The organism is Janthinobacterium sp. CG3, assembly GCF_000344615.1.
Taxonomy (GTDB): Bacteria; Pseudomonadota; Gammaproteobacteria; order Burkholderiales; family Burkholderiaceae_D; genus Janthinobacterium.
The window spans coordinates 2426579-2452779 of sequence record NZ_KB467824.1 but is presented as its reverse complement, the minus strand read 5'-3'; the positions used below and the strand labels follow the sequence as shown (position 1 = coordinate 2452779).

The 26201-nt window shown below is 63.7% G+C and carries 27 protein-coding genes; 22 read left to right on the top strand and 5 right to left on the bottom strand.

The features are described 5' to 3' along the window. The first annotated feature begins 53 nt into the window (after positions 1–53). Positions 54–2669, top strand: a complete 2616-nt coding sequence (clpB, locus tag JANGC3_RS0110615; protein ID WP_017876468.1) for an ATP-dependent chaperone ClpB — start codon at positions 54–56, stop codon at positions 2667–2669. Positions 2670–2756: 87 nt separating this feature from the next. On the opposite strand, the gene JANGC3_RS0110610 is transcribed toward clpB, so the two are convergent. Then, positions 2757–3392, bottom strand: coding sequence for a glutathione S-transferase (locus JANGC3_RS0110610; RefSeq protein WP_026132826.1), 636 nt, complete (start codon positions 3390–3392; stop codon positions 2757–2759). A gap of 200 nt (positions 3393–3592) precedes the next feature. Here JANGC3_RS0110610 and JANGC3_RS0110605 point away from each other — a divergent pair, with 200 nt between their 5' ends. Genes JANGC3_RS0110605 through JANGC3_RS0110595 form a run of 3 tightly spaced genes read left to right on the top strand, consistent with a single transcriptional unit; the run spans position 3593 to position 5737 of the window. Further along, positions 3593–3859 carry a hypothetical protein gene (locus JANGC3_RS0110605; protein ID WP_017876466.1) on the top strand — a complete coding sequence of 89 codons (267 nt, stop codon included), beginning with the start codon at positions 3593–3595 and terminating at the stop codon, positions 3857–3859. After that, positions 3849–4121, top strand: a complete 273-nt coding sequence (locus JANGC3_RS0110600) for a hypothetical protein (RefSeq protein ID WP_017876465.1) — start codon at positions 3849–3851, stop codon at positions 4119–4121. The genes JANGC3_RS0110605 and JANGC3_RS0110600 overlap by 11 nt, the downstream gene beginning before the upstream one ends. Before the next feature lie 17 nt (positions 4122–4138). Beyond that, positions 4139–5737: a PepSY-associated TM helix domain-containing protein gene (locus JANGC3_RS0110595; protein ID WP_232429687.1), complete on the top strand. Its 1599-nt coding sequence runs from the start codon at positions 4139–4141 to the stop codon at positions 5735–5737. Here JANGC3_RS0110595 and JANGC3_RS0110590 read toward each other — a convergent pair. Then, positions 5734–6555, bottom strand: a complete 822-nt coding sequence (locus JANGC3_RS0110590; protein WP_017876463.1) for a helix-turn-helix transcriptional regulator — start codon at positions 6553–6555, stop codon at positions 5734–5736. The two genes, JANGC3_RS0110595 and JANGC3_RS0110590, sit on opposite strands and share 4 nt — an antisense overlap. Before the next feature lie 110 nt (positions 6556–6665). Between JANGC3_RS0110590 and JANGC3_RS0110585 the strand changes: the two genes are divergently transcribed. Together JANGC3_RS0110585 and rraA are read left to right on the top strand one after the other, a co-directional pair. Continuing rightward, positions 6666–7874, top strand: a complete 1209-nt coding sequence (locus JANGC3_RS0110585) for an MFS transporter (protein WP_017876462.1) — start codon at positions 6666–6668, stop codon at positions 7872–7874. A 36-nt stretch (positions 7875–7910) separates the two neighbouring features. Beyond that, positions 7911–8405 (top strand): ribonuclease E activity regulator RraA, encoded by a 495-nt coding sequence (gene rraA, locus JANGC3_RS0110580; protein WP_017876461.1) that lies wholly within the window; start codon positions 7911–7913, stop codon positions 8403–8405. Positions 8406–8498: 93 nt separating this feature from the next. On the opposite strand, the gene JANGC3_RS33245 is transcribed toward rraA, so the two are convergent. Further along, a complete protein-coding gene (locus tag JANGC3_RS33245) occupies positions 8499–9098 on the bottom strand; it encodes a PEP-CTERM sorting domain-containing protein (protein WP_017876460.1) in 600 nt (199 codons plus the stop codon). A 429-nt stretch (positions 9099–9527) separates the two neighbouring features. On the opposite strand from JANGC3_RS33245, the gene aceA reads away from it, so the two are divergent. The 3 genes from aceA to JANGC3_RS0110560 all read left to right on the top strand — a co-directional run bounded on the left by aceA (position 9528) and on the right by JANGC3_RS0110560 (position 13695). Then, positions 9528–10826 carry an isocitrate lyase gene (gene aceA / locus JANGC3_RS0110570; protein ID WP_017876459.1) on the top strand — a complete coding sequence of 433 codons (1299 nt, stop codon included), beginning with the start codon at positions 9528–9530 and terminating at the stop codon, positions 10824–10826. A gap of 420 nt (positions 10827–11246) precedes the next feature. After that, positions 11247–12272, top strand: a complete 1026-nt coding sequence (locus JANGC3_RS0110565; RefSeq protein ID WP_232429686.1) for a 23S rRNA (adenine(2030)-N(6))-methyltransferase RlmJ — start codon at positions 11247–11249, stop codon at positions 12270–12272. A 136-nt stretch (positions 12273–12408) separates the two neighbouring features. Continuing rightward, positions 12409–13695: an EAL and HDOD domain-containing protein gene (locus tag JANGC3_RS0110560; protein WP_035787611.1), complete on the top strand. Its 1287-nt coding sequence runs from the start codon at positions 12409–12411 to the stop codon at positions 13693–13695. Here the strand turns inward: JANGC3_RS0110560 and JANGC3_RS0110555 are convergent, their stop codons facing one another. Next, complete coding sequence (locus JANGC3_RS0110555; protein ID WP_017876456.1) at positions 13696–14454, bottom strand: SAM-dependent methyltransferase; 759 nt, start codon at positions 14452–14454, stop codon at positions 13696–13698. A gap of 95 nt (positions 14455–14549) precedes the next feature. Next, on the bottom strand, positions 14550–15158 hold the full coding sequence (locus JANGC3_RS0110550) for a Maf family nucleotide pyrophosphatase (protein ID WP_026132824.1): 609 nt from the start codon (positions 15156–15158) through the stop codon (positions 14550–14552). A 156-nt stretch (positions 15159–15314) separates the two neighbouring features. Between JANGC3_RS0110550 and JANGC3_RS0110545 the strand changes: the two genes are divergently transcribed. The 13 genes from JANGC3_RS0110545 (at position 15315) to JANGC3_RS0110490 (ending at position 25905) form a co-directional block, all read left to right on the top strand. Next, positions 15315–15812: a YceD family protein gene (locus tag JANGC3_RS0110545; RefSeq protein WP_017876454.1), complete on the top strand. Its 498-nt coding sequence runs from the start codon at positions 15315–15317 to the stop codon at positions 15810–15812. A gap of 181 nt (positions 15813–15993) precedes the next feature. After that, positions 15994–16176: a 50S ribosomal protein L32 gene (gene rpmF, locus JANGC3_RS31450; protein ID WP_034749653.1), complete on the top strand. Its 183-nt coding sequence runs from the start codon at positions 15994–15996 to the stop codon at positions 16174–16176. A 204-nt stretch (positions 16177–16380) separates the two neighbouring features. Then, positions 16381–17439 carry a phosphate acyltransferase PlsX gene (gene plsX, locus JANGC3_RS0110540; protein ID WP_017876453.1) on the top strand — a complete coding sequence of 353 codons (1059 nt, stop codon included), beginning with the start codon at positions 16381–16383 and terminating at the stop codon, positions 17437–17439. Between the two features lie 15 nt (positions 17440–17454). Further along, positions 17455–18441 carry a beta-ketoacyl-ACP synthase III gene (locus JANGC3_RS0110535; protein WP_017876452.1) on the top strand — a complete coding sequence of 329 codons (987 nt, stop codon included), beginning with the start codon at positions 17455–17457 and terminating at the stop codon, positions 18439–18441. Between the two features lie 117 nt (positions 18442–18558). Further along, positions 18559–19500, top strand: coding sequence for an ACP S-malonyltransferase (gene fabD / locus JANGC3_RS0110530; protein WP_026132823.1), 942 nt, complete (start codon positions 18559–18561; stop codon positions 19498–19500). Between the two features lie 45 nt (positions 19501–19545). Then, positions 19546–20292 carry a 3-oxoacyl-ACP reductase FabG gene (gene fabG, locus JANGC3_RS0110525; protein ID WP_017876450.1) on the top strand — a complete coding sequence of 249 codons (747 nt, stop codon included), beginning with the start codon at positions 19546–19548 and terminating at the stop codon, positions 20290–20292. Between the two features lie 179 nt (positions 20293–20471). Then, entirely contained in the window at positions 20472–20711 is a 240-nt protein-coding gene (gene acpP, locus JANGC3_RS0110520; protein ID WP_008449912.1) for an acyl carrier protein, read from the top strand. A 29-nt stretch (positions 20712–20740) separates the two neighbouring features. Then, complete coding sequence (gene fabF / locus JANGC3_RS0110515; protein WP_026132822.1) at positions 20741–21988, top strand: beta-ketoacyl-ACP synthase II; 1248 nt, start codon at positions 20741–20743, stop codon at positions 21986–21988. A 124-nt stretch (positions 21989–22112) separates the two neighbouring features. Continuing rightward, positions 22113–22580 (top strand): hypothetical protein, encoded by a 468-nt coding sequence (locus JANGC3_RS0110510; RefSeq protein WP_017876447.1) that lies wholly within the window; start codon positions 22113–22115, stop codon positions 22578–22580. A gap of 69 nt (positions 22581–22649) precedes the next feature. Beyond that, a complete protein-coding gene (gene rpoE / locus JANGC3_RS0110505; protein WP_026132821.1) occupies positions 22650–23252 on the top strand; it encodes an RNA polymerase sigma factor RpoE in 603 nt (200 codons plus the stop codon). Between the two features lie 119 nt (positions 23253–23371). Beyond that, complete coding sequence (locus tag JANGC3_RS0110500; protein ID WP_035788545.1) at positions 23372–23680, top strand: sigma-E factor negative regulatory protein; 309 nt, start codon at positions 23372–23374, stop codon at positions 23678–23680. A gap of 307 nt (positions 23681–23987) precedes the next feature. Continuing rightward, positions 23988–25499 carry a DegQ family serine endoprotease gene (locus JANGC3_RS0110495; RefSeq protein WP_035787603.1) on the top strand — a complete coding sequence of 504 codons (1512 nt, stop codon included), beginning with the start codon at positions 23988–23990 and terminating at the stop codon, positions 25497–25499. A 148-nt stretch (positions 25500–25647) separates the two neighbouring features. After that, a complete protein-coding gene (locus JANGC3_RS0110490; protein ID WP_035787601.1) occupies positions 25648–25905 on the top strand; it encodes a glutaredoxin family protein in 258 nt (85 codons plus the stop codon). Positions 25906–26201 lie beyond the last annotated feature (296 nt).

Here is a 26201-nt window from a genome sequence, read left to right as displayed (position 1 = left end):
CACCCCGCATGGCCCAATTTGATTGCTAAGATAATCATCAGCGGAGCATCATCATGCGGCAAGACAAACTGACCACCAAACTCCAGGAAGCACTGGCCGACGCCCAAAGCCTAGCTGTGGGCAACGACAACCCTTACATCGAACCGGTGCATCTGCTGACGGCCCTGTTGAACCAGGACGACGGCGGCGCCCGCTCCATCCTGCAGCGCGCCGGCGTCAACGTCGGTGGCCTGAGCGGCGCCTTGAAGTCCTCGCTGGAGCGCCTGCCGAAGGTGTCGGGCAGCGGCGGCGACGTCAATGTCAGCCGTGAATTCGCCGGCCTGCTGAACCTGGCCGACAAGGAGGCGCAAAAGCGCGCCGACCAGTTCGTCTCCAGCGAGATGGTGTTGCTGGCGATGAGCGACGACAAGTCCGACGCCGGCAAGCTGGCGCGCGAGAACGGCCTGAGCCGCAAGGCGCTGGAGGCGGCGATCCAGACCGTCCGCGGCGGTAACAAGGTCGACTCGCAGGAGGCCGAGGGCCAGCGCGAGTCGCTGAAAAAATACACGCTGGACCTGACCGAGCGCGCCCGCATGGGCAAGCTGGACCCGGTGATCGGCCGCGACGACGAGATCCGCCGCGCCATCCAGGTGCTGCAGCGGCGCACCAAGAACAACCCGGTGCTGATCGGCGAGCCGGGCGTCGGCAAGACCGCCATCGTCGAGGGGCTGGCGCAGCGCATCGTCAACGGCGAGGTGCCGGAGTCGCTCAAGGGCAAGCGCGTGCTGTCGCTCGACATGGCCGCGCTGCTGGCCGGCGCCAAGTACCGCGGCGAGTTCGAGGAGCGCCTGAAGTCGGTGCTCAAGGAGCTGGCGATGGACGAGGGCCAGACCATTGTTTTTATCGACGAGATGCACACGATGGTCGGCGCCGGCAAGGCCGAGGGCGCGATGGACGCCGGTAACATGCTAAAGCCGGCGCTGGCGCGCGGCGAGCTGCACTGCGTCGGCGCCACCACGCTCGACGAGTACCGCAAGTACATCGAGAAAGACGCGGCGCTGGAGCGGCGCTTCCAGAAAATCCTGGTCGACGAGCCGACCGTCGAGGCCACCATCGCCATCCTGCGCGGCTTGCAGGACAAGTACGAGCTGCACCACAAGGTCGAGATCACCGACGCCGCCATCATCGCCGCCGCCGAGCTGTCGCACCGCTACATCACCGACCGCTTCCTGCCCGACAAGGCGATCGACCTGATCGACGAGGCGGCCTCGAAGATCAAGATCGAGATCGACTCGAAGCCGGAGGTGATGGACAAGCTGGAGCGCCGCCTGATCCAGTTGAAGATCGAGCGCGAGGCCGTCAAAAAGGAAAAGGACGAGGGCTCGCTGCGCCGGCTCGCGCTGATCGACGAGGAAATCGTCAAGCTGCAGCGCGAGTACAACGACTTCGAGGAAATCCTCAAGGCGGAAAAAGCCGTGGTGCAGGGCAGCACCCACATCAAAGCGGAAATCGAGCGGCTCAAGCTGCTGATGGAACAGGCCACGCGCGAGAGCAACTGGGGCCGCGTCTCCGAGCTGCAGTATGGCCGCCTGCCGGAGCTGGAAGCCCAGCTGAAGCAGGCCGACAGCGGCGTGCTGGCGGCGGCCGACAAGAGCGGCAAGCCGAAGTTGCTGCGCACCCAGGTCGGCGCCGAGGAAATCGCCGAGGTGGTCTCGCGCGCGACCGGCATTCCGGTCTCGCGCATGATGCAGGGCGAGCGCGAGAAGCTGCTGCACATCGAGGAGAAGCTGCACGAGCGCGTGGTCGGCCAGGACGAGGCGATCAGCGCCGTGGCCGACGCGATCCGCCGCTCGCGCGCCGGGCTGGGCGATCCGAACCGGCCGTACGGCTCGTTCATGTTCCTGGGGCCGACCGGGGTCGGCAAGACCGAGTTGAGCAAGGCGCTGGCGACCTTCCTGTTCGACACCGAGGATTCGATGATACGGCTCGATATGAGCGAGTTCATGGAGAAGCATTCGGTGGCCCGCCTGATCGGCGCGCCGCCGGGCTACGTCGGCTACGACGAGGGCGGCTACCTGACCGAGGCGGTGCGGCGCAAGCCCTACAGCGTGATCCTGCTCGACGAGGTCGAGAAGGCCCACCATGACGTCTTCAACGTGCTGCTGCAGGTGCTCGACGACGGGCGCATGACGGACGGGCAGGGGCGCACGGTGGACTTCAAGAACACGGTCATTATCATGACCTCGAACCTGGGCTCGCAAAAAATCCAGTCGATGGAGAGCGACGACCCGGGCGTGGTCAAGCTGGCGGTGATGGCCGAGGTGCGCGCGCATTTCCGGCCGGAGTTCATCAACCGCATCGATGAAATCGTGGTCTTCCACGGCCTCGACGAGAAGAACATCGGCGCCATCGCCAAGATCCAGCTGACCATACTGGAGCAACGCCTGGCCAAGATGGAGATGCGGCTGGAGGTGACGGAAGAGGCTTTGCAGAAGATCGCCGAGGCCGGCTACGATCCGGTGTATGGCGCGCGGCCGCTGAAGCGGGCGATCCAGCAGCAGATCGAAAATCCGCTGTCGAAGCTGATCCTGGAAGGCAAGTTCGGCCCGAAAGACGTGGTGCGCATCGGCGCGCGCAACGGCACGCTGGTGTTCGGCGACAGCCCCGCCGTCGACATCGGCAAGCAGTAAGCGAAGGCGCCGCGGACGTTCAAAAAACCAGGGGCTCTACGCCTTTGGTTTGAATGATGCAAACGGCCCATCGGCACCTTCGCCAATTTAACCCTGCCGGTACACCGACGCGCCGTGCGGCGCCGCCGCAAACGCCGGCAACTGCTCGGCCTGCGCGGAAAAGCGCTGCAAGGCCGGGAAATGCGCCGCGTTCACCAACTCCGGCACCATCGCCTGAATGAAATGCCAGACCACGCCGGTGCTCACGCCGGCCTGGTCGATGGCGCCGTCGGCCACCGCCAGCGGCGCGCGCAGCAGCTCCGCCTCCAGCTCGGTGCAGGCCGCCAGCATCTGCCCGGTCACCCGCGCCACCCAAGGCTGGTGCAGCTTTTCGGCCGGACGCAACTGGCGTTCGTAAATGATCTGCACGCTCTTCTCGCACGCCGCCAGCGCCAAGCCGGTTAGGCGCAGCGCGCGCTGGCGCTGGTCTATCCCGGCCGGGACCAGCGTGCGCCCCGGCGCGGCCAGGCTTTCGGCATAGTCGATGATGAGCGAGGAATCCATCAGTACCACGCCGTTGTCGCACACCAGCGTGGGCGCCTTGACCACCGGATTAATCGCCTGGAACTGGTCGAAGGTGCTGAACACCGAGATCGAACGGTGCTCGAACGGCAGACCGAGCAATTGCAGCGAGACGGCGACGCGGCGCACGTAGGGTGAATCGAGCATTCCAATGAGTTGCATGTTTTTCCTGTCGTGTTGGGGGGGGGGGGATCTGTGTTGCACGCAATGATGACACGAACTTAACGCAGCCGCAGCGGCATCGATATTTCTTACGATCGCACTATTTGAATTGCCAATCGTTCTCATTCTCATTTACAATTGTAACTTTATTGCAATATCCGCCTGCCGCGCGCAGGTATCGGCTTTCAGCGGAAGAGACTATGAACAACGCGTATCTATTGGTCGCCGGGCTTGCCGCCCTGTGCTTTTACCTGGCCTCGCCGCACCAGCGGCTGTGGCGCGGCGGGCTCGGCCATGCGCGCAGCCTGCGCGCCGCCGGCGCGCTGGGCGGTGCCGGCGCCGTCGCCGCGGCCGCCGCGCCACTGGGTTTCTGCGCCGGCCTGTTCGCCGCGCTGGCCGTCTTGATGCTGGCGCTGGTGGCCTTGCCGTACGTGGACCTGTACCGGAGAACGCGCAATGTGGGCTAAATCGCTGGCGGCCGGCTTGCTCGGCTTTCCCCTGGCGGTCGGCCTGGTTGGCCTGGTCGCGCTGCTCGGGCCGGGCAGCTGGGAGGCGCGCACGCTGCCGATGCTACTGCTGTTTTTCCCGATCTGGGTCGGCTGCATCGCCGCCGCCTTCCTGTTTCAAAGCGGTCTGCGCGCCTGGGCCTGGATGGGCGCGGCGACGGCGCTGTGCTTCGCCCTGATGCATCTCGTCAAAACGTCCGGTCTGGTGAGTCTGCCCGTATGACATCGTCGACCTTACGCGTGTTTCTCAAAGTACATACCTGGGTCGGGCTGGTGGCGGGCCTGGCGCTGTTCATCGCCTTTTACGCCGGGTCGATCACGGTGTTTACCGATCAACTGCATGCGTGGGAGCGCCACGACGCGCGCGGCCTGCCGCCGCAATCGATGGCGCTGGCCCAGCCCTTGATCGACGCGGTGTTGCAAGCCCATCCCGCGGCGGCCGACGGCTTCCGCCTGCAACTGCCGGGTCCCGACGAGCCGCGCCTGGTGTTGGCGTGGTACGAGGAGCGCAAGGCCGCCGCGGCGCTGACGCACCGCTTCAGCCTGTCGCAAGAGGGCCGCCTGGTCGAGCACGCGGCGCAGTCGGAGCTGGCCGCGCTGGTGTATCAGTTGCATTACACCGCCGGGTTGCCGCGCTCGTGGGGTATCTACGTGCTGGGCGTGGTGTGCGTGCTGTACGGCGTGGCGCTGCTTAGCGGCGTGCTCATCTACGCGCCGGCGATGATGAAAAACCTGTTCGCGCTGAGGGCGGGCAAGAATCTGAAACTGTTCTGGCAGGACGCGCACAACGCCATCGGCATGCTGTCGCTGCCGTTCCACGTGATCTTTGCCTGGAGCGGGGCGGTGCTGACGATTGGCACGCTGATGCTGGCGCCGTTCCAATTCCTGGTGTTCGACGGCAAATTGCTCAATATCATACAGCCCGAGCTGAGCCTGGCGGCGCACCCCGTCGAGACCGGCAAGCGCGCGCCGCTGCTGCCGGCGCAGGTCTTGCTGGCGCGCGCGCAGGCGGCGGCGCCGGGCATGGAGGCGAAGTCGATGCGCTACGACCACGTCGGCGACAGCAGTGTCCAGGTCGAAGTGTACGGTAGCCATGCCGGGCGCGCCCTCAACAACCAGGCCGGGGTGGCCTTGAACGGCAGCAGCGGCGCGGTGTTGCGCGTGGTACAGCCCGACAACATGAGCGCGGGCAACGCTTTCCTGCGCGGCCTGTCGGTTCTGCATTTCGGCAATTTTGGCGGCGCCGCGATGCAATGGGTGTACTTCGCGCTGGGGCTGGCGGGCGCCTTCCTGTTCTATAGCGGCAATTTACTGTGGGTCGAGGGGCGCCGCAAGCGCCACCAGCTTGAGCAGGCCCGCAACACGCGTCTGATGGCGCAGTTGACGCTGGGCGTCTGCCTCGGCTGCATCGCCGGTATCTCGGCGATCTTCCTGGTCAACAAGCTGGCGCCGCAAGGCTGGGGCGGCTTGGCCGTGTGGGAGGAGCGCGGCTACTATGGCGTGTTCCTGCTGAGCGTGGCGTGGGCGTTCGCGCGGCCGCCGGCGCGCGCCGGCCACGAATTGCTGCTGCTGTGCGCGCTGTTGACCGCGGCCATTCCGCTGGCCAACGGCTGGGCCAGCGGCGAGCATCTGCTGCGCACGCTGTGGCAGGGCCAGTGGCGGGTCTTCGCGGTCGACGCCGTGGCGCTGCTGGCGGCTGCTTGCTACTGGCGCATGGCGCGGGCGACGCTGCGCCGCGGCTTGGGCGGCGACCCGCATAGCGTGTGGGCCTTGCCGGTCGCCGCCGCCGGCGCCCTTCCTTTTGCCGCCGCCGACGCCCGCGCGGGGCCGCAACGCTAACATGCCGGCGTTGCGCCTCGGCCGCCGTGGCCGTCGGCGAAAAACGCCGACGGCGAGCTGCCGAAGGTTTTCTTGAACATGGCCGAGAACGCCGACTGGCTGGCGTAGCCCAGTTCCTCGGCCACCTGCGCCAGCGGCATGCCGCGGGCGATCATCGGCGCGGCGTGCGCCAGCCGCACCTGCTGGCGCCACTGGCCGAAGCTCAGGCCCAGCTCGCGCTCGAACAGGCGCGCCAGCGTGCGCTCGGACGCGCCGACCTGGCGCGCCCAGTCTTCCAGCGTCAGGTTGCTGCCGGGGTTGTCGAGCAAGCCGCCGCACAAGGCCTTCAGCCGCTTGTCCTCCGGCAGCGGCACGCGGATCGGCCGGGTCGCCGAGCGCCCCAGTTCGTCGAGGATCAGCGCCGCCAGCATCGCCTCGCGCGCCGGCGCCTCGCCGGGATCGAGCTGGCCCAGCGCGACGATCAGCTCGCGCAGCAGGCTCGACACTTCCAACACCTTGCAATGGGTGCCGGCGAACGGCGCCCGTTCGGCCAGCACGCACAGCGGGCGCAGTCGGGCTTTTTCCAACACCGTCACCTCGTGCACCACGTGCGGCGCGATCCAGATCGCCCGCAGCGGCGGCACGATCCAGCTGCTGTTCAAGGCCGTCACGCGCAGCACGCCCTCGAGCGCGAACGTGACCTGTCCCCAGCTGTGCTGGTGCGGGCTGAGGAACTCGTCGGCCTGCAGGTCGCGCGCGATCAGCGTCACCGGCCGCTCCGGAGTCGGGGCCTTGCCGGGCGGGCACGGGCGCGTGTGGGTCAGAATCGGGATGGCCATGCGCTTCCTGTTCGGGTTGGCGTGAATTCGATAAATTATGTCCCTTTATCTCGAAACAGTCGATGCCACTTTATCTACACTAGACCTACATACTAGATGCCGGGGTCAATATGAGCACAATAAGCTTGCGCCAGGATGCGCGCGTGATCGGCCTGGTCGGCCTGGCGCACGGCGTGTCGCATTTCTACCATCTGATTTTGGCCGCGTTGTTTCCATGGCTGAAACCGGCCTTCGCCCTGAGCTACGCCGAGCTGGGGCTGCTGATGACGGTTTTTTTCGTCGTCTCCGGCGTCGGCCAGGCGCTGGCCGGCTTCGTCGTCGACCGCGTCGGCGCGCGCGCCGTGCTGTTTTCCGGCGTCGCCATGCTGGGCCTGTCGGCGCTGCTGCTGGCCGGCGCCAACAGCTACCCGGCGCTGCTGCTGGGCGCCATGCTGGCCGGGGTCGGCAACAGCGTGTTCCACCCGGCCGACTACACCTTGCTGAACCAGCGCGTGTCGCCGGCGCGCCTGGCGCACGGCTTCTCGGTGCACGGCATCAGCGGCAACATCGGCTGGGCCGCGGCGCCGCTGTTCCTGACCTTCGTCGCCAGCCAGGCCGGTTGGCGCCACGCGCTGCTGTACGCGGCGCTGCTGCCGTTCGCCGTGCTGCTGGTGTTGTTCCTGAACCGCGACGCGCTGCGCCCCGACGTCGTCGCCGCCCACCCGGCCGGGCGCGGTGGCGCCGGCACGCTGGCCTTCCTGCGCCTGCAATCGGTGTGGATGTGCTTTGCCTTCTTCCTGATCACCGCCGTCGCCCTGGGCGGCATCCAAAGCTTCGCCTCGGTCAGCCTGGTGGCGTTGTACGGCATGTCGCTGGCGTGGGCCACCAGCGCCTACACCGCCTACATGCTGGCGTCGGCGCTCGGCATGGCGCTGGGCGGATTCCTCGGCGCCAACAGCGGCCAGCACGACCGCACCATCGCCGTCGCGTTCGCCGTCGCGGCGCTGCTGGCGCTGTTGCTGGCCGCCGCCGTCGTGCCGGCCTGGGCCGCCGTGGCGCTGATGGGCGCGATTGGTTTCGCCGCCGGCATCGCCGGACCGTCGCGCGACCTGATGATCAAGGCGGCGGCGCCGAAGCACGCCACCGGCCGCGTCTACGGCGTCGTGTATTCCGGCCTCGACAGCGGTCTGGCGCTCGGCCCGCTGCTGTTCGGCGCGTTGATGGACGCCAACCGCCCGGCCTGGGTCTTCGTCTGCATCGCCCTGTTCCAGGGGCTGGCGATCGTCACGGCGGTGGGGCTGGGCGGCAAAACCCGCGCGGTGCGACTGCAAAACGCTTAGAATTGTCGGCATCTTGATAACCGAGCGGACCTGACCATGACTTTTGCTACCACCGACCTGTGCGACGACAACGGCCAATTGCTGGAGGACGGCAGGCTGGCCGTGCTGCCGCCGCTGTTTCGCCATTTCGGCAAACAAGTGCGCTTCAGCGGCCGCGTCACCACCCTGAAGGTCTTCGAGGACAACGCGCTGGTGCGCGCGATGCTGGAAACCCAGGGCAACGGCAACGTCCTCGTCATCGACGGCGGCGGCAGCCTGCGCCGCGCGCTGGTGGGTGGACAGCTCGGCCTGCTGGCGCAGGATAACGGCTGGTCCGGCATCGTCGTCGACGGCTGCATCCGCGACAGCGAGGAAATCGACGCCTGCGAAATCGGCGTGCGCGCGCTGGCCGCCCATCCGCGGAAAAGCGGCAAGAAAGGTGCGGGCGAGCGCAACGTGCGGGTCCACATCTGCGGCGTGCCGGTCAACCCGGGCGACTGGATCTACGCCGACGCCGACGGCATCCTGGTGGCGCAACAGAAGCTGGCCTGAGCCGGCGCGCTTGCGCCGGACAAAAAAATGCCCCGTTTGACGACGGGGCATTTTTTTTCGCGCGGCCGGGAGGCTGCCGCGCTAGAGCGATGATTACTTGGCTTTGCGGCGGCGGGCGACGAAGCCGATCATGCCCAAGCCGGCCAGCAGCATGGCGTAGGTATCGGCTTCAGGCACGGCCGACACTGGCGTGCCGAAGAAACCGGCGTGCGACAGGACCGAACCGCTACCGGCCTTGACGCCGTTGGTGTCGTATTTAATGCTGGAAATGCCGCCGGCGACCAGGTTGCCGTTGAACAGGTACAGCGAGTAAGCGTTACCTTGTTTCAGACCCAGTACAAACGAGCCGGTCAGCGCTTTGTCGAAGTTGATGACGCCGTCATCGTTGTTGCCTTCGTTTTGCGAGAATGGATTCTTGAGGGCGCTGAAATTTTCGCTGCTGAAATAGGTGTTGGTCGAGAAGCCGAAGCCGCCGCGGGCGACGCTGGTGGCCATCTTGGCGTAAATGGTGCTGAGCTGGTTGTCCATGTTGCCGCTGTTGGCGCCGATGCAGGCGACATAACCCGGCTGGGTGTCGGTCAGCGTGGTGGCGCTGCATGACGGCAGACTTGCCGGAGCGGCGAAAGCTGGAGCGGCGGCGAAGCCGGCGATCAACAGCGAGGAGGCGATGATAGCTTGAATTCGTTTGTACATAATGTTTTCCCCGTAATGTATTTTGGCAAAAAAAGTTGATGTATGTCAATTGATGTTAGCAATGATACCAGTATTTTTTGACCTTAAGCATAGTTTTGTTGAATATTTTTGGGGCCGCGGGCGGCTGGCGTTTCCTGCAACATAGGCTGGCGCTATTCGGGGGGGCGTCCCTTGTGCGGGTGCGGCTTTTTTCACGATGCGCGCGGCTTGTTTCACATTGTGGAAAATTTCGGCGGGAGGATATTCCTTCACCTCCCACTACCAGGAATTTAGTGCCACATCGTGAAACCGCAATTTTAAGTGCATGAATAGTAAGACAATTCTCTCACTTGTATGTCTTATAGAAGACTATTGCTGCTCCGCACAAATGGCCTATCATTTGTTGAACGGATTTTGTTTTCAATTTTTTGTGTGAATAGGAGGGCAACCATGGCAACGCGTGAACAGCAAGTGGCGGAACTGCAAGAAGACTGGGACGGCAACCCGCGCTGGAAGGGCGTGGTACGCAACTACACGGCCGACGACGTGGTGCGCCTGCGCGGTTCGCTGCGGATCGAGCACACGCTGGCCAAGCGCGGCGCGGAAAAGCTGTGGACGCTGCTTCAGCACGAACCCTTCGTCAACGCCCTGGGCGCGCTGACCGGCAACCAAGCCATGCAACAAGTCAAGGCCGGCTTGAAGGCCATCTACCTGTCGGGTTGGCAAGTTGCCGGCGACGCCAACAACGCCGGCGAAATGTACCCGGACCAATCGCTGTACCCGGCGAACTCGGTGCCGAGCGTCGTCAAACGCATCAACAACACCTTCACCCGCGCCGACCAGATCCAATGGTCCGAGGGCAAGGACGACATCGACTTCTTCGCGCCCATCGTGGCCGACGCCGAAGCCGGCTTCGGCGGCGTGCTGAACGCCTACGAACTGATGAAATCGATGATCGACGCCGGCGCCGCCGGCGTCCACTTCGAAGACCAACTGGCGCCGGTCAAGAAATGCGGCCACATGGGCGGCAAAGTGCTGGTGCCAACGCGCGAAGCGGTGGAAAAACTGACCGCGGCACGCCTGGCGGCCGACGTCATGGGCACCTCGACGCTGGTGATCGCCCGCACCGACGCCGAAGCGGCCGACCTGCTGAGCTCGGACGTGGACGACAACGACCGGCCGTTCCGCACCGGCGAGCGGACCGTAGAAGGCTTCTACAAAACCCGTCCCGGCATCGGCCAGGCGATCGCGCGCGCGCTGGCGTACGCGCCGTACGCCGACCTGGTCTGGTGTGAAACCGGCAAACCGGACCTGGCCTTCGCGAAAAAATTCGCCGAAGCCGTGCGCGCCAGATTCCCCGGCAAAATGCTGGCGTACAACTGCTCGCCATCGTTCAACTGGAAAAAGAACCTCGACGACGCCACTATCGCCAAGTTCCAACGAGAACTGGGCGCGATGGGCTACAAATTCCAGTTCATCCCCCTGGCTGGATTCCACGCGCTCAACTACGGCATGTTCAACCTGGCGCACGGCTACGCCCGTCAACACATGAGCGCCTTTGTCGAACTGCAAGAAGCCGAATTCGCCGCCGCCGAAAAAGGCTTCACCGCCGTTAAACACCAGCGCGAAGTGGGCGCCGGCTACTTCGACGCCGTCACCCAAGCGATCCGGCAAGGGCAAAGTTCGACCACTGCGCTGCATTGCGCGACCGAAGCCGAACAATTCTTCGACGTCAAAAAAGTCGCCTGAGGCAAGCCTACACCCCCGGGGGCCGGTCTCGACATGGCGCTTTTGTTGTTGGGTTGAAATGCGGTGGCGGGTTCGCGGGGCGTTCGCTTTCGAGCCCTGGGCCCGGGGTCGATGCGGCAACACCGTCATTTCGCGACCTGCCCCCGGGGTTGTTGCGTTGCCCCGCGCTGCGGCTTTTTTTGTCGTTGCCGGCCGTTTTAGTGGATAATGCTGGTAATTACGCGCTGTTTTCGCTGCCCTTTGCTTTTTCTTGACCATCCCTTTGTTCCGATGCCTCGCCTGGCGGGATCTGCAGCGCCCCTCTGATCATTATATTTTTATGGAATTACCAAGCTTATGTTGAGTTACCGCCACGCCTTTCACGCTGGTAATCACGCTGATGTGTTGAAGCACTTTGTGCAGATCCAGCTGCTGCAGTACATGAATCAGAAAGATACGGCCTACAGCTATATCGATACCCATTCGGGCGCCGGCGTGTATGCGCTCGACGGCGGTTACGCGTCCAAGAACGCCGAGTTCGAAACCGGTATCGCGCCGCTGTGGGACCGCACCGACCTGCCGCCGGCCCTGGCCGAGTATGTCAATCTGGTCAAGGCGATGAATCCAAGCGGCAAGATGCGCTATTACCCGGGTTCGCCGTATTGCGCCGACCAGGTGATGCGCGAGGAAGATCGCCTGCGCCTGTTCGAGTTGCATCCGGCCGACGCCAAGATTTTGGCCGATAATTTTCGCAAGGTCGAGGCGCACGCCGCCGAGCAGGGCCAGCGCCCGAGTTCGCGCGGCCGCCGCGTGATGATCACCAAGGCCGACGGTTTCCTCGGTCTGAAGGCCTTGCTGCCGCCGCCGTCGCGCCGCGCGCTGGTCTTGATCGACCCGCCGTACGAAGACAAGATGGATTACCGCAAGGTCAAGGACACGCTGGCCGATGCGCTGGTGCGTTTTCCGACCGGTACTTACGCGGTCTGGTATCCGGTGCTGCAGCGCATGGAGTCGCGCCAGTTCGCGCCCAAGCTGAGCCAGTTGCCGGCCACCAATTGGCTACACGTGACGCTGACCGTCAACACGCCCGCGCCGGACGGTTTCGGCCTGCACAGCAGCGGCATGTATGTAATCAATCCGCCGTACACCTTGGAGCCGATGCTGCGTGAAATCATGCCGTACCTGGTGAAGGTGCTGGGCCGCGACGATGGCGCGAAATTCGAGCTGGAAGTCGGCTCCGGTCCCATGCGCGGCAAGGGCACCGGGCCGGTGCGGGCCTTGTCGTCGCTGCCGCGCGCGGGCGGTTCGCTGCGCCAGCCAGGCGCGGCGCCGGCGCGCAAGGACGGTTCGACGCCGCGTCCCGCCGCCACCAGCGGCCGTCCGAGCGGCCCGGCCACCGGCGGCGCCGCGCGTCCGGCCGGCAGCGGCGCGAGGCCGCCACGCAACACCGGACCGCGTCGTCCTTAAGTCGCTTATCAATGAAACCTGTTAAATCGCTAATGTGGCGTATAGTTTTGACTCAGGGGAGGGCGCAGTCCGCCAGCCCCCGGTCAAGCTGCAACCATGATGCGGCCAAGCGTGACTATCGTTGGCGGGGTATCCCATGACGACCGATGCAGCGACGTTGGTGCCAGTGCGACAACCATTTTTCAATCATTTCTTCCTGGCGCGACAGCCTATCCTGAATCGCGACCAGCGCCTGGTGGCGTACGAATTGTTGTTTCGTAACGCGCACTGCGATGCCGCCGACGTCGTCGACGACGCGGCCGCCACCGCCACCGTGATCGCCCACGCGTCCGACCTGGGTATGGAGCGGGTGGTGGGGCGGCAGTTGGCCTATATTAATGTCGATACGGTCGCTCTGATGAGCGACTTCATCCGTTTTCTTCCGAATAGTAAAGTTATCCTGGAAATCCTGGAAACCGTCAAGGCGACCCCGGAGGTGCTGGCGCGCGTGCGCGAGCTGAAGGCGGCCGGTTTCAAGTTCGCCCTCGACGACGTGGTGTCGGCCTCGGAGGACGTGCAAAAGCTGGCGCCGCTGGTCGATGTGATCAAGGTCGATATCCAGCACATGCCGTCGGACGCGCTGACGACGCTGGCGCTGTTGCTGAGCGGCTCGAAGCAAAAGTTGTTGGCCGAAAAAGTGGAAACGCTGGCCCAGTTCAAGCACTGCCTGGAGCTGGGCTTTGAATTTTTCCAGGGATATTATTTCGCCCGCCCTGTCATTTTGAGCGGCAAGAAAATCGCCCCGTCCGAGCTGGCGATCCTGCGTTTGCTCGACCTGGTCAACGCCGAGGCCGACAACGTCGAACTTGAACGCTGCATCAAGCACGACGCGCTGATCAGCCTGAACCTGCTGCGCCTGGTGAACACGCCGGCGGTCGGCGCGCGCGTGCGCATCGATACCTTGGGCCAGGCCCTGATCGTGCTGGGCCGGCGCCAGTTGCAGCGCTGGCTGCAGATCCTGCTGTATGTGAAGCCGGGCGCGGCCCAGCAATTCACGTCGCCGTTGTTGCAGCTGGCGACGACGCGCGGCAAGCTGCTTGAACTGATGATGGAAAAGTTGCGTCCGGGCCAGCGCAATTGCGCCGACGTCGGTTTTACCGTCGGCATCATGTCGCTGATGGACGCGCTGTTCTCAATACGGATGAGCGACGTCGTCGCCACCGTCAAGGTGCAAAACGAGGTGCGCGACGCCTTGCTGTTCCGCCGCGGCGACTATGGCAGCATGCTGAACCTGGTCGAGCGCGTCGAGAACGCCGAGTGCGGCCCGGAGCTGGTCGCCATCCTGCGCGGCCTGCGCCTGTCGGCCGCCGACTTGAATGCGATCCAGATTGCCGCGTTCGAGTGGGTCAACGACTATGTCGACGGCGTCAGCCTGGCGCATTGACTACTGCGCCAGCAGCAGGAATACCGTCGGTTTCTTGTGGAAGTCGGGCGTTTTGCCCGCGCCAAGCAGGCCTTTCCACTGCGCGCCCGTCATCGTTTTGATCGACTCCGTTTCCAGGCTCAGGTCGGTTGCCACGCAGATCAGCGTGCCGGCCTGGCAGTTGCCGACCAGCGCGTCGAGCATCGCCGCGTTGCGGTAGGGCGTCTCGATGAACAACTGGGTCTGCTTTTCGCCGCGCGAGCGGTTTTCCAGTTCCTTGATGCGTTTCGCGCGCAGCGCGGCGTCGGTCGGCAGGTAGCCGTTGAAGGCGAAGCTTTGGCCGTTCAGGCCGCTCGCCATGACGGCCAGCAGTAGCGACGACGGCCCCACCAGCGGCTTGACGGTAATGCCGCGCTGGTGCGCCAGGCGCACCAGGTCGGCGCCGGGGTCGGCCACGGCCGGCACGCCGGCCTCCGACACCAGGCCGGCGTCCCGGCCGGCCAGCAGCGGCGCCAGCAGGCCCGCCAGCGCCTGCGCCGGCGTGTTGACGTTCAGCTCGGCGATGGCGATCTCCTGCAGCGGCTTGGCGAGCGGATGCTTGATGGCGATCAGTTTCAGGAAAGCCCGCGCGGTCTTGGCGTTTTCGGCGACGAAATAGTCGAGGCGCGCGGTGATCGCCCGTACGTTCTCGGGAATGATGTGGGCCAGCGCGTCGTCGGCGTCGTCGCTGCTGCCGAGGGTGTTGGGGATCAGGTACAAAGTGCCGGTGGTGTTGGTCATGGAGTGTTCAGTCTAATAGCGTGGTGAAAGCCGGCGGCGCCGCCAAGGGGTCGGACCCTCTGGCCCGAGCGCGGCACCTGCCCTTGGTTTGGCGCTTATTCGGCGAAAAAAGCCAGGCCGGCGTTGCGCAGCATGCCGGTCAGCGCGATCAGCGGCAGGCCGGTCAGCGCGGTCGGGTCGGTGCTCTCGATTTTTTCCAGGATGGCGATGCCCAGGCCTTCGTTCTTGGCGCTGCCGGCGCAGTCGTATGGCCGTTCGATGCGCAGGTAGGCGTCCAGTTCGGCGTCCGGCAGGTCGCGCACCGTGACGATGGTCTGGACGTCCTGCAGTTGCACCAGCGGTACGCTGTGGCGCCCGTCCAGTACGCACAGCGCGGTGTGGAAGACCACCCGGCGCCCGCGCATCGTTTGCAGTTGCAGCAGGGCGTTGGCGTGGTTGCCCGGTTTGCCGATCTGCGCGCCGTCCAGCGTGGCGACCTGGTCCGAGCCGATGACGATGCAGCCGGGCGTCTTGGCCAGCACCGCGGCGGCCTTCGCGTGCGCCAGGCGCAGCGCCGTCGCGCTCGGCGTTTCGCCGGCCAGCGGGCTTTCGTCGAGGTCGGGCGCGGCCACCTCGAAGGGCAGGCGCAGGCGGGATAGCAATTCCTTGCGGTAGGTCGAGGTCGACGCGAGAATCAAGCGGGAAGGGTGTGAAGTTGGTATCATTGCGTATTCGGTGGCGACAAAGATTGCCGCGGATGGAAAAATGCCATAAACTCGGCGTCTGGCTGCGCGCCGGGAACTGAAATAATCTGTTCAGCCTTTGACTCGGCGATCAAAACCCTGTTATTATCGCAGGTTTTCCGGGGAAATTTTCTACCAATGAATGCTTTTGTGATCGACGCCTTTGACTTTTGTCGCATCAACGGGAGCCGCGAGGGTGTCACGCCTGTCGCCGAAATGACCCGGTTGATCAAGGATTGCGCTGACTCGTCGGGCTCGCTTGCCTGGCGCATCGACGGTGGCACTAGCAAGCTGGGTTATCCGCAGCTGACGCTGAGCGTCACCGGCACCGTCCAGCTGGAATGCCAGCGATGCCTGAGCCCGTATGCGTACGACATTGACGCCTCGACCATCCTGGTGCTCGCCAAAGACGACGAGCACGCCGATGAAATCGAAGAAATTATCAACGACGAAAGCATCGACGTCATCGTCGGCAGCCGCACCATGGATGGCGCCGCGTTGATCGAAGACGAGGCCCTGCTGGCGCTGCCGCAGGTGCCCAAGCACGAGGTCTGTCCGGATTCGGCCCTGCTCGACGCGGCCACGACGGAAAAGAAGTTGCCGTTCGCGGGTCTGAAAGACTTTAAACCAGAATAAGTAGCAACAAAGAACGTGTCAAACGCGTGTAGTAATCGAGTATGGCAGTGTGTAGGGCAATGTAGTAGGTGTTAAACGATGTCGGTAAAGTAACTACTTTGCCGCTGGGATACTCGATTCGCATGTATTTGCTAGTCGATTGTGCTAAAATTTTAGAACTTATGTATTAGGAGTCATTACCATGGCAGTTCAACAGAACAAGAAAACCCCATCCAAGCGCGGCATGCACCGTTCGCACGACTTTTTGGTCGCGCCGCAATTGAGCGTCGAGCCAGTTACTGGCGAAACACACATGCGTCACCATATCAGCCCTAACGGCTTTTATCGTGGTCGCAAAGTGCTCAAAACCAAAAACGACGAGTAATCGACGTTTTTGTTGGGTAAGATGAAAGCGGCGTTGCGTGGTTTTTCGACGTGGCGCCGTTTTTTCTTTTTCATCGGCTGCAATCCTCTTTTGCATACCGTCATTTTGAATCACGCTGACTCTGGCTGGCTCCTGCTTTCGCATACGCCCAAGTCGTATGGTCATCTTGCCGCGGCACTTCCCCAGCGGTACTGAATCAAAACAATGACAATCAAAATCTCTATCGACTGCATGGGCGGCGACCACGGTCCCTCCGCCACCATTCCTGCGGCAATTTCCTTTCTGAGTAACGAACCCGAGGCTGAACTGATTCTGGTCGGTTTGCAGGACGTTATTCGCGCCGAATTAAAGAGGCACAAGGTCGACGCGCATCCGCGCTTGTCGATTGTGCACGCTTCCGAACAAATCACGATGGACGATCCGCTCGAAGTCGCCCTGCGCCGCAAGAAGGACTCGTCGATGCGCGTGGCGATCGAGCTGGTCAAGGACGGCAAGGCCCAGGCCTGCGTCTCGGCGGGCAACACCGGCGCCTTGATGGCCGTTTCCCGCTACGTGCTCAAAACCATGGCCGGGGTCGACCGGCCCGCCATCTGCAGCATCTTGCCGAACCAAAAAGACCGCCCGACCTACATGCTGGACCTGGGCGCGAACGTCGATTGCGAGCCGCACCATCTGCACCAGTTCGCCATTATGGGTTCGGTGCTGGTCAGCGCCATGGAGGGCATTGCCCGCCCGACCATCGGCCTGCTCAACGTCGGCACCGAGGACATCAAGGGCAACGACGTGGTCAAGCAAACGGCCAAGCTGTTGCGGGCGGACCATGAGCGCGGCGCCCTGAACTTCTTCGGCAACGTCGAAGGCAACGACATCTTCAAGGGCACGGTCGACATCGTCGTCTGCGACGGTTTCGTCGGCAACGTCACGCTCAAGGCGGTCGAGGGCATGGCGCGCTTCTTCAAGAACGTCGTCACCACCGAGTTCAAGCGCACGCCGCTGACGATGCTCGGCGCGCTGGTCGGCCGCGGCGCGTTGAAGTCGATTTCCAACCGCCTCAATCCGTCGCGCTACAATGGCGCCGGCCTGCTGGGCCTGCGCGGCCTGGTCATCAAGAGCCATGGCGGCGCCGACGCCTATTCGTACGAGTGGGCCATCCGGCGCGCTTTCGATGCTGCAAAAAACGACGTGCAAGCGCACCTGTCGACGATGATCGCCGAGCTGATGCCGCGCATGCCAACGCAGGAAGAACCAAGCTCAACTATTTAGTGGACGGGTAATTGCATGACTTTGTACAGCAAAATTATCGGCACCGGCAGCTACCTGCCCGAACGGCGCGTGACCAACCAGGACCTGGCCGAGCAACTGGCGGCCAAGGGCATTGAAACCTCGGACGAGTGGATCGTCTCGCGCAGCGGCATTTCGGCGCGCCACTACGCGGCGCCGGAGCAAAACTCCTCCGACCTGGGCGTCGCGGCGGCCAAGAGCGCGCTGCAGATGGCCGGCTTGCAGGCGAACGACCTGGACCTGATCATCGTCGCCAGCTCGACCCCGGATTTCTTCGGCAGCTTCCCCAGCACCGCCTGCATCGTTCAAAACAAACTCGGCATCACCAACCACTGCGCCGCGGTCGACGTCCAGGCCGTCTGTAGCGGCTTCGTCTACGCGGTCGCCACCGCCGACAGCTTCATCAAGTCGGGCATGCACAAAAACGTGCTGGTGATCGGCGCCGAAGTGTTTTCGCGCATCCTCAACTTCGACGACCGCGGCACCTGCGTGCTGTTCGGCGACGGCGCCGGCGCGATCGTCATGGCGGCCTCGCGCGAGCCGGGCATCCTGGCCGCCAAGTTGCACGCCGACGGGCGCCAGTCGCACATCCTCAGCGTGCCGGGCAGCGTCGCCGGCGGCGCGGTGGCGGGCAGCGCCTTCCTGCACATGGACGGCCCGGCGGTGTTCAAGCTGGCCGTCTCGGTGCTGGAAAAAGTCGCGCTCGAAGCGCTGGCGCACGCCAACATGACGGCCGACCAGATCGACTGGCTGATCCCGCACCAGGCCAACATCCGCATCATGAACAGCACCGCCAAGAAGCTCGGCCTGCCGCTGGAAAAAATGGTCGTCACCGTCGACCAGCACGGTAACACCTCGGCCGCCTCGATCCCGCTGGCGCTGGACATCGCCGTGCGCGACGGCCGCGTCAAAAAAGGCGACAACGTGATGATGGAAGGCGTAGGCGGCGGCTTCACCTGGGGCGCCGTCTTGGCGAGGATGTAGGGTTTTGGCGTTCCCGCCAGGACTCGCCCACATGTAAAAACCGGGGACAGACCACGTTTTCCAAGCAATAAATTGCTTGGAAAACGTGGTCTGTCCCCAAACTGGAAAGAGACCAGCATGACTCAATTTGCATTTGTTTTTCCCGGCCAGGGTTCGCAGGCAATCGCGATGCTCGACGGTTTCGCCGGCAACCCGGTGGTTGCGCAAACCGTTGCCGAAGCGTCCGACGCGCTGCAGTTTGACCTGGGCAAGCTGATCGCCGAAGGTCCGAAAGAAGAACTCGACCTGACCACCAACACCCAGCCGGTGATGCTGACGGCCGCCGTCGCCGTCTACCGCGCCTGGATCGCCGCCGGCGGCGCGCTGCCGACGCTGGTCGCCGGCCACAGCCTGGGCGAATATTCGGCCCTGGTGGCCGCCGGCGTGATCGCCTTCAAGGACGCGCTGCCGCTGGTGCGCTTCCGCGCCCAGGCGATGCAGGAGGCGGTGCCGGTCGGGCAGGGCACGATGGCCGTCGTACTCGGCCTGTCCGACGACGACGTGCGCGCCGCCTGCCTGGAGGCGGTCGCCGCCGACCCGGCCTGGGTGGTCGAACCGGTCAACTTCAACGCGCCCGCGCAAGTGGTCATCGCCGGCCACACCGCCGCCGTCGAGCGCGCCTGCGAACTGGCCAAGGCCAGGGGCGCCAAGCGGGCGATGCGCCTGCCGGTGTCGGCGCCGTTCCATTCGTCGCTGCTGAAGCCGGCCTCGGACCGCTTGCGCGAGTACATGGCCGAACTGCACTTCAACGCGCCGCGGATCGCCCTGATCAACAACGTCGACGTCAGTGTCGTCAACGATCCGGCCGGCATCAAGGACGCGCTGGTGCGCCAGGCCGCCAGTCCGGTGCGCTGGGTCGAGACGATGCAGAAGGTCGCCGCCGACGGTATCACCCAGGTGGTCGAGTGCGGCCCGGGCAAGGTGCTGATGGGCTTGACCAAGCGCATCGACGCCACCCTGGTCGGCGACGCCATCGTCGACCAGGCTTCATTGGAACGCTTGCTGACATCGCTCAACTGATTTTCGCCTGCTTGATGCAGTATCCACATTTAGTGAAGGACATCCATGAATTTAGTTAATCAAGTTGCCCTGGTCACCGGCGCCTCGCGCGGCATCGGCCGCGCCATCGCCGAGGAACTGGCCCGGCAGGGCGCCAAAGTGGTCGGCACCGCCACTACCGAGGCCGGCGCCGCCGCCATTTCCGAGTATCTGGCCGCCATCGGCGCCGACTGCGGCAAGGGCGTCGTGCTCAACGTCACCGACCCGGCGCGCTGCGCCGCGGTGGTCGACGACGTGCAGAAAAGCTACGGCAGCCTGTCGATCCTGGTCAACAACGCCGGCATCACGCAAGACCAGCTGGCCATGCGCATGAAGGACGAGGAATGGGACAGGGTCATCTCGACCAATCTGTCGGCGGTCGGGCGCCTGTCGCGCGCGGTGTTGCGCGGCATGATGAAGGCCAAGGCCGGCCGCATCATCAGCATCACCTCGGTGGTGGCGTCGTCGGGCAATCCGGGGCAGATGAACTACGCGGCGGCCAAGGCCGGCGTCGAGGGCATGAGCCGGGCGCTGGCGCGCGAGATCGGCAGCCGCAACATCACCGTCAATTGCATTGCCCCCGGTTTCATCGACACCGACATGACCAAGGCGCTCAGCGCGGAGCAGCACGCCAGCTTGCTGACGCAAATTCCGCTGGCGCGCCTGGGCACGCCGGAAGATATCGCCGCCGCCTGCGCTTTCCTGGCGTCGCCGCAAGCGGCGTATATCACCGGCAGCACGCTGCACGTGAATGGCGGCATGTATATGAATTGATGCGGCGGCGCGGCTAGTCGGCCGTTCCGCCGGGCAGGGGGCGGCGGGCTTTTTCGGGCAATCACATCTTTTAGCAGCAGGTTCGGTCGAGTTAGCAGCAGTCACCGAAATTAGTATTGGAACGCGCAAACCTGATAAAATGCGCGCACTTTCCGTAACACACACAATGGAGCCATAACATGTCGGATATCGAACAACGCGTTAAGAAAATCGTCGCTGAGCAACTGGGCGTAGCTGAAGCAGACATCAAGATCGAATCCTCGTTCGTCGATGACCTCGGCGCTGATTCGCTGGATACCGTCGAACTGGTCATGGCACTGGAAGACGAATTCGAAATGGAAATCCCTGACGAGCAAGCTGAAAAGATCACCACCGTGCAACAGGCGATTGATTACGCCACTGCACACGTCAAGGCCTAAAGCTGTCTGACCGACTTCAGGAGAATCGCTTGAGCCGTTCTAAAAACCGTCGCGTAGTTATCACCGGCCTGGGTTGCGTTTCACCTGTCGGCAATTCCGTTGCCGAGGCGTGGAGCGCAATCCTCGAGGGTAAATCGGGTATCGCCAGCATCACCAAGTTTGATGCGCAACCCTTTACGACCCACTTTGCAGGCGAAGTCAAAGGCTTCAATATCGAGGATTACATCCCCGGTAAAGACGCCCGCCATATGGATACCTTTATCCATTACGGCATGGCCGCCGGCATCCAGGCGATGCAAGACTCCGGTCTGGTCGTCACCGAGGAAAACGCCGAGCGTATCGGCGTCATCATCGGCTCGGGCATCGGCGGCTTGCCGTTGATCGAAGACACCAAGGCCGAGTACGAGAAGCGTGGCCCGCGCCGCATTTCGCCGTTTTTCGTGCCTGCCTCGATCATTAACATGATCTCTGGCAACCTTTCGATCAAATATGGTTTGAAGGGCCCGAACCTGGCGATCGTGACCGCTTGCACGACCGGTTTGCACAGCATTGGCGCGGCCGGCCGCTTGATTGAATACGGCGACGCCGACGTCATGATTGCCGGCGGTGCCGAATCGACCGTGTCGCCGCTGGGTCTGGGCGGTTTCGCCTCGGCCCGTGCCTTGTCGACCCGCAACGACGATCCGGCGACGGCGTCGCGTCCCTGGGACCGCGACCGCGACGGCTTCGTGCTGGGCGAGGGCGCCGGCGTCATGGTGCTGGAAGAGTACGAGCACGCGGTGGCCCGTGGCGCGAAGATCTACGCCGAACTGCTGGGTTTTGGGATGAGCGCTGACGCTTATCACATGACCTCGCCGCTGGAAGACGGTAGCGGCGGTAGCAAGTCGATGATCAACGCGCTGGCCAACGCCGGCGTGAACCGCGACCGCGTCGATTACGTCAACGCGCACGGCACCTCGACGCCCCAGGGCGACGTTGCCGAGGTGGCGGGTATCAAGCGCACCTTCGGCGAGCACGCCGGCAAGCTGGTGGTCAATTCGACCAAGTCGATGACCGGCCACTTGTTGGGCGGCGCAGGCGGCCTGGAGGCGGTATTCACCGTGTTGGCGATGCACCACCAGGTGTCGCCGCCAACGATCAACATCTTCAACCAGGATCCGGCTTGCGATCTTGACTTCTGTGCCAATACGGCGCGGAATATGAAGATCGATATCGCGGTGAAGAACTCGTTCGGCTTCGGCGGTACCAACGGTACCCTGGTGTTCGGTAAGATCTGAACTTTTTAGCGCTCACTCCGGTCAAATCGGATGAGCGCTGATTCGGTGCTGGCGTTCGCCAGCACCTGAATTTGCCCGGCATGTTGCCGGCGCGCCTGACGTATTCCCTTTCTCTAAGAGTGCCATGTCGATTGCGGTGTCTGCCGTCGTGCGTCCGTCCGTCTGCCTGCGCCTGTTGTCGGCCGCGCTGGCCGTCTGCGCGCTGGCGGCCGGCGCGGCGCTGGCCGGCGGCGGCCACAGGCTGGGCCTGCTTGGTGCCGGCGCCAGCGTGCTGGGCGGGTTGTTGTGCCTGTTTTTTCCGGACCAAAACACAAAGCCGCGCCGGATTGACATTTCCGGTGTCGGACAAATTCGGCAGACGGTATACCTAGGCATGGCCGGCGGGGCCGCGTGCGCAGCCGTTCTGATGCCGGGATCGACCTTGTGGCCCGGCTTGTTGCTGCTGCGCTTGCGCGGCGATGACGGTGCCGTGTTGGCGCTGCTGCTGTGGCCCGGCAACGTGGCCGGCGCGGCGTTCCGTCCGCTTGCCGTGGCTTGCCGTTGGATAGCCGCTCGCGCTGGGGAAGTGGGAGAAAAAAATCAGAATGACTGAACTTCTTGCAACGGGCCAACTCTATAACTATAACGGCGCCCGCGCTGCATGCCACCAAGGACATCGGGAGTGAGGACAGAACGTGAGTGTGATCAGCTGCTGGTCGAGCGTGTCCAGTCGGGCGACAAACGGGCATTTGACGTCCTGGTGTCAAAGTATCAGCGCAGGCTGATGCGCTTGGTGTCGCGCCTTGTGCACGACCCGGCGGAGGCCGAAGATGTGGTACAGGAGACTTTTATTAAAGCGTACCGGGCCTTGCGGCATTTCCGCGGCGACTCCGCGTTTTACACGTGGTTGTACCGGATCGGCATCAACACGGCCAAAAATTTCCTGGTCACCCAGGGCCGGCGCACGCCGACGTCCACCGACACCGACGCCGAGCAGGCCGAGGCCTTCGACGACGGCGACAACCTGCGCGACATCAATACCCCAGAGTCCATGCTCGCCAGCAAGCAGATCGCCGAAACCGTCAACGCCGCGATGGACCTGCTGCCGCTGGAGTTGCGCACCGCCATCGTGCTGCGTGAAATCGAAGGTCTTAGCTACGAGGAAATTTCCGACATCATGGCCTGCCCGATCGGCACCGTGCGCAGTCGTATTTTTCGCGCCCGCGAAGTCATTGCGGAAAAATTACGACCTTTATTGGATATGCCGGTTGACAAGCGTTGGTAAGACAGTGATTATTTGCAATAAGACTGTGATTATTGGCAATTGAGATGCGACTTTGGCAATTCTGGTCCGCGCCCGGTTTTTTTCGCACGAAACGCTCTTGAGATGGCAGGAAAAATGTGATGGACACGCAAAAACAGCTGCACGAAACGATCTCGGCCCTGGCCGACGGTGAACTGGCGGCCAGCGAAGTCGAGCTGGCCTTCGCGGCGCTCGACACGCCCGAGGGGCGTGCGGCTTGGAGTGCGTATCATCAAATTGGCCATACGCTGCGATCGGACGGTTGCGGCGGCGAATTGAGCGAGGGCTTCGCCGCGCGCATGGCGACGGCGCTGGCGGCCGAGCCGCCGCTGCGCGCGCCCTTGCCGTCGCCAGCCAGCGGCGCCGACGGCGCCAGCGCCGCGCCGGACCGCGTTACCAGCCTACCCTGACGGTGTGGCCGCCAACGTCGGTTTGGATAAGGCCGCTCAGTTGGCGGGCCGGCCACGCCGAAAATCAAGCCAAGGCAAAGAGCCTGGGGCCAGACCTCCAGGTCTGACCGCGGGGTTGCGCCGTGGGTTTTAATTATTCCACCATCTGCCCCCCTTGAAAAAACGCCGCCGCACAATACCTTGTGTGGGCGGCAAGTTCTGTTTTCGCTTACCATGGCTATAGCCTTATGCCATGCAGCGACAGGGCGCCCAGCGCACTCTTCCATTCCAGGCCCAAGATACCCAATATACTCACACGATACCGTCCATGAAAAATAAAATCTCCGTTGGTGGCAAGACTCTTTCCGCGTTGCTGATCAGCGCCGGCATGGTATTCGCGCCGGCCGTACTCGGCGTGGCCCCCACCGCGCAGGCGGCAGCCGCCGTCGCCGGCTTGCCCGATTTCACCGACCTGATCGAGAAGGTCGGCCCCGCCGTCGTCAACATCCGCACCACCGAGCGCATGAAAATGGGCCGCGGCCAGGGCCAGGGCGGGCAGGGCGCGCCGGGCGAAGAGGAAATGCAGGAATTCCTGCGCCGCTTCTTCGGTGGTGGCGCCGCCCCGGCGCCGTCGCCGTCGCCGCGCCAGCAGGCCCCGCGCGGGCGCCGCGCCGTGCCGCAGGAGGAGCAGGTCCAGCGTGGCGTCGGTTCCGGCTTCATCATTTCGGCCGACGGCTACGTGCTGACCAACGCCCACGTCGTCGACGGCGCCGACGAGGTCTACGTGACGTTGACCGACAAGCGCGAATTCAAGGCCAAGGTGCTGGGCGCCGACGCCCGCACCGACGTCGCCTTGCTGAAGATCGACGGCGGCAACCTGCCGCGCCTGTCCATGGGCGATTCGAACAAGATACGCGTCGGCGAATGGGTGATCGCGATCGGTTCGCCGTTCAATCTGGAAAACACCGTCACCGCCGGTATCATCTCGGCCAAGTCGCGCGACACCGGCGACTACCTGCAACTGATCCAGAGCGACGTCGCGGTCAATCCCGGCAATTCCGGCGGGCCCCTGATCAATATGCGCGGCGAGGTGATCGGCATCAATTCGCAGATCGCCACCCTGTCCGGCGGCTATAACGGCATTTCGTTCGCGGTGCCGATCGACGAGGCGATGCGCGTTGGCGAACAGCTGAAGAAATCGGGCAAGGTCACGCGCGGGCGTATCGGCGTGCAAATCGGCGAGCTGACCAAGGAAGTGGCCGAATCGCTGGGGCTGAAGAACGCCCAGGGCGCGCAGGTGTCGATGGTCGAGCCGGGCGGCCCCGCGGACAAGGCCGGCATCAAGGCCGGCGACATCATCCTGAAGTTCAACGGTGTGGCGGTGGAGCGTTCGTCCGACCTGCCGCGCCTGGTTGGCGGCACCGCGCTCAACAGCCGCGCCACCGTCACGCTGTGGCGCAAGGGCGCGCAGCAGGACGTGCCGGTCACCATCGTCGAGCTGGAGGGCGACAAGGTGGCCAAGAAGGCCGGCGGCAAGACGCCGGGCGACGAAGCGCCGAGCAACGCGCTAGGCTTGACGGTGAGCGACCTGACGCCGGTCAAGAAGAAGGAGTTGTCGCTTGAGGTCGGCGTGCTGGTCGAAGCGGCCGACGGCGTCGCCGCGCGCGCCGGCGTGCAGCCGGGCGACGTGATCCAGCAAGTGAACAATATCGAGGTGCGGGACGCCAAGCAGTTCAACGCCGTCGTCGCCAAGCTCGACCCGAACAAGTCGTCGGTGGTGCTGGTGCGGCGCGGCGACGTGTCGCAGTTCGTGTCGCTGCGTCCGTCGGCGGGTAAGTAAAGGGTATTTCGTAGGGCGGGTTGGCCGGAACGACGTAACCCGACAATGTTGGCCTGGAGCGGCGTGGCTCGCTTCGGCCAACATTGTCGGATTACGCGTCCCGCTAATCCGACCTACGTCACGCGTCTTAATTTTTCATTATCGAATCATGCATTTCACTCTTTACTCCCGCAGTTATTGCCATTTGTGCCAGGACATGTTGGACGCCTTGCAGGCGCTCAACGATCCGGCCGCGCCGTTCACCGTCGAGGTCATCGACGTCGACGCCGACGAGGCCCTGGTGGCCAAGTACGACGAGCTGGTACCGGTCTTGTTCGGCGACCTGGAGCAACCCGAGTTGTGCCATTACTTCCTCGACGCCGACAAGGTCGGCGCGTATTTGCGGCAGGACCAAGCTTCGCTATAAATGCATTTAAATTAATATTTATATCCTTGCAGCCCGGCGTCCGCCTTAAATCTGGCTGAAATTGCACCCCGCCAAGCCCGCAGGCGTCATAACACGGGCTTTCTACTCTGAAATCCGGTAAAATGGGAGAATCGAAAAAGCTTCTGTTTATCGCATTCGCTTCTGTCGCTTCAAAGGCGCTCGCCTGGGGCTCAACGCCCCGCTCGGAGCGCTTTTTTTATCATTGTGCGGAGTTCGCTCCGGCGGTGGTCCCCGATCAGCAGTGCCGTCTTTCATACTTCGCATTTATATTTGTT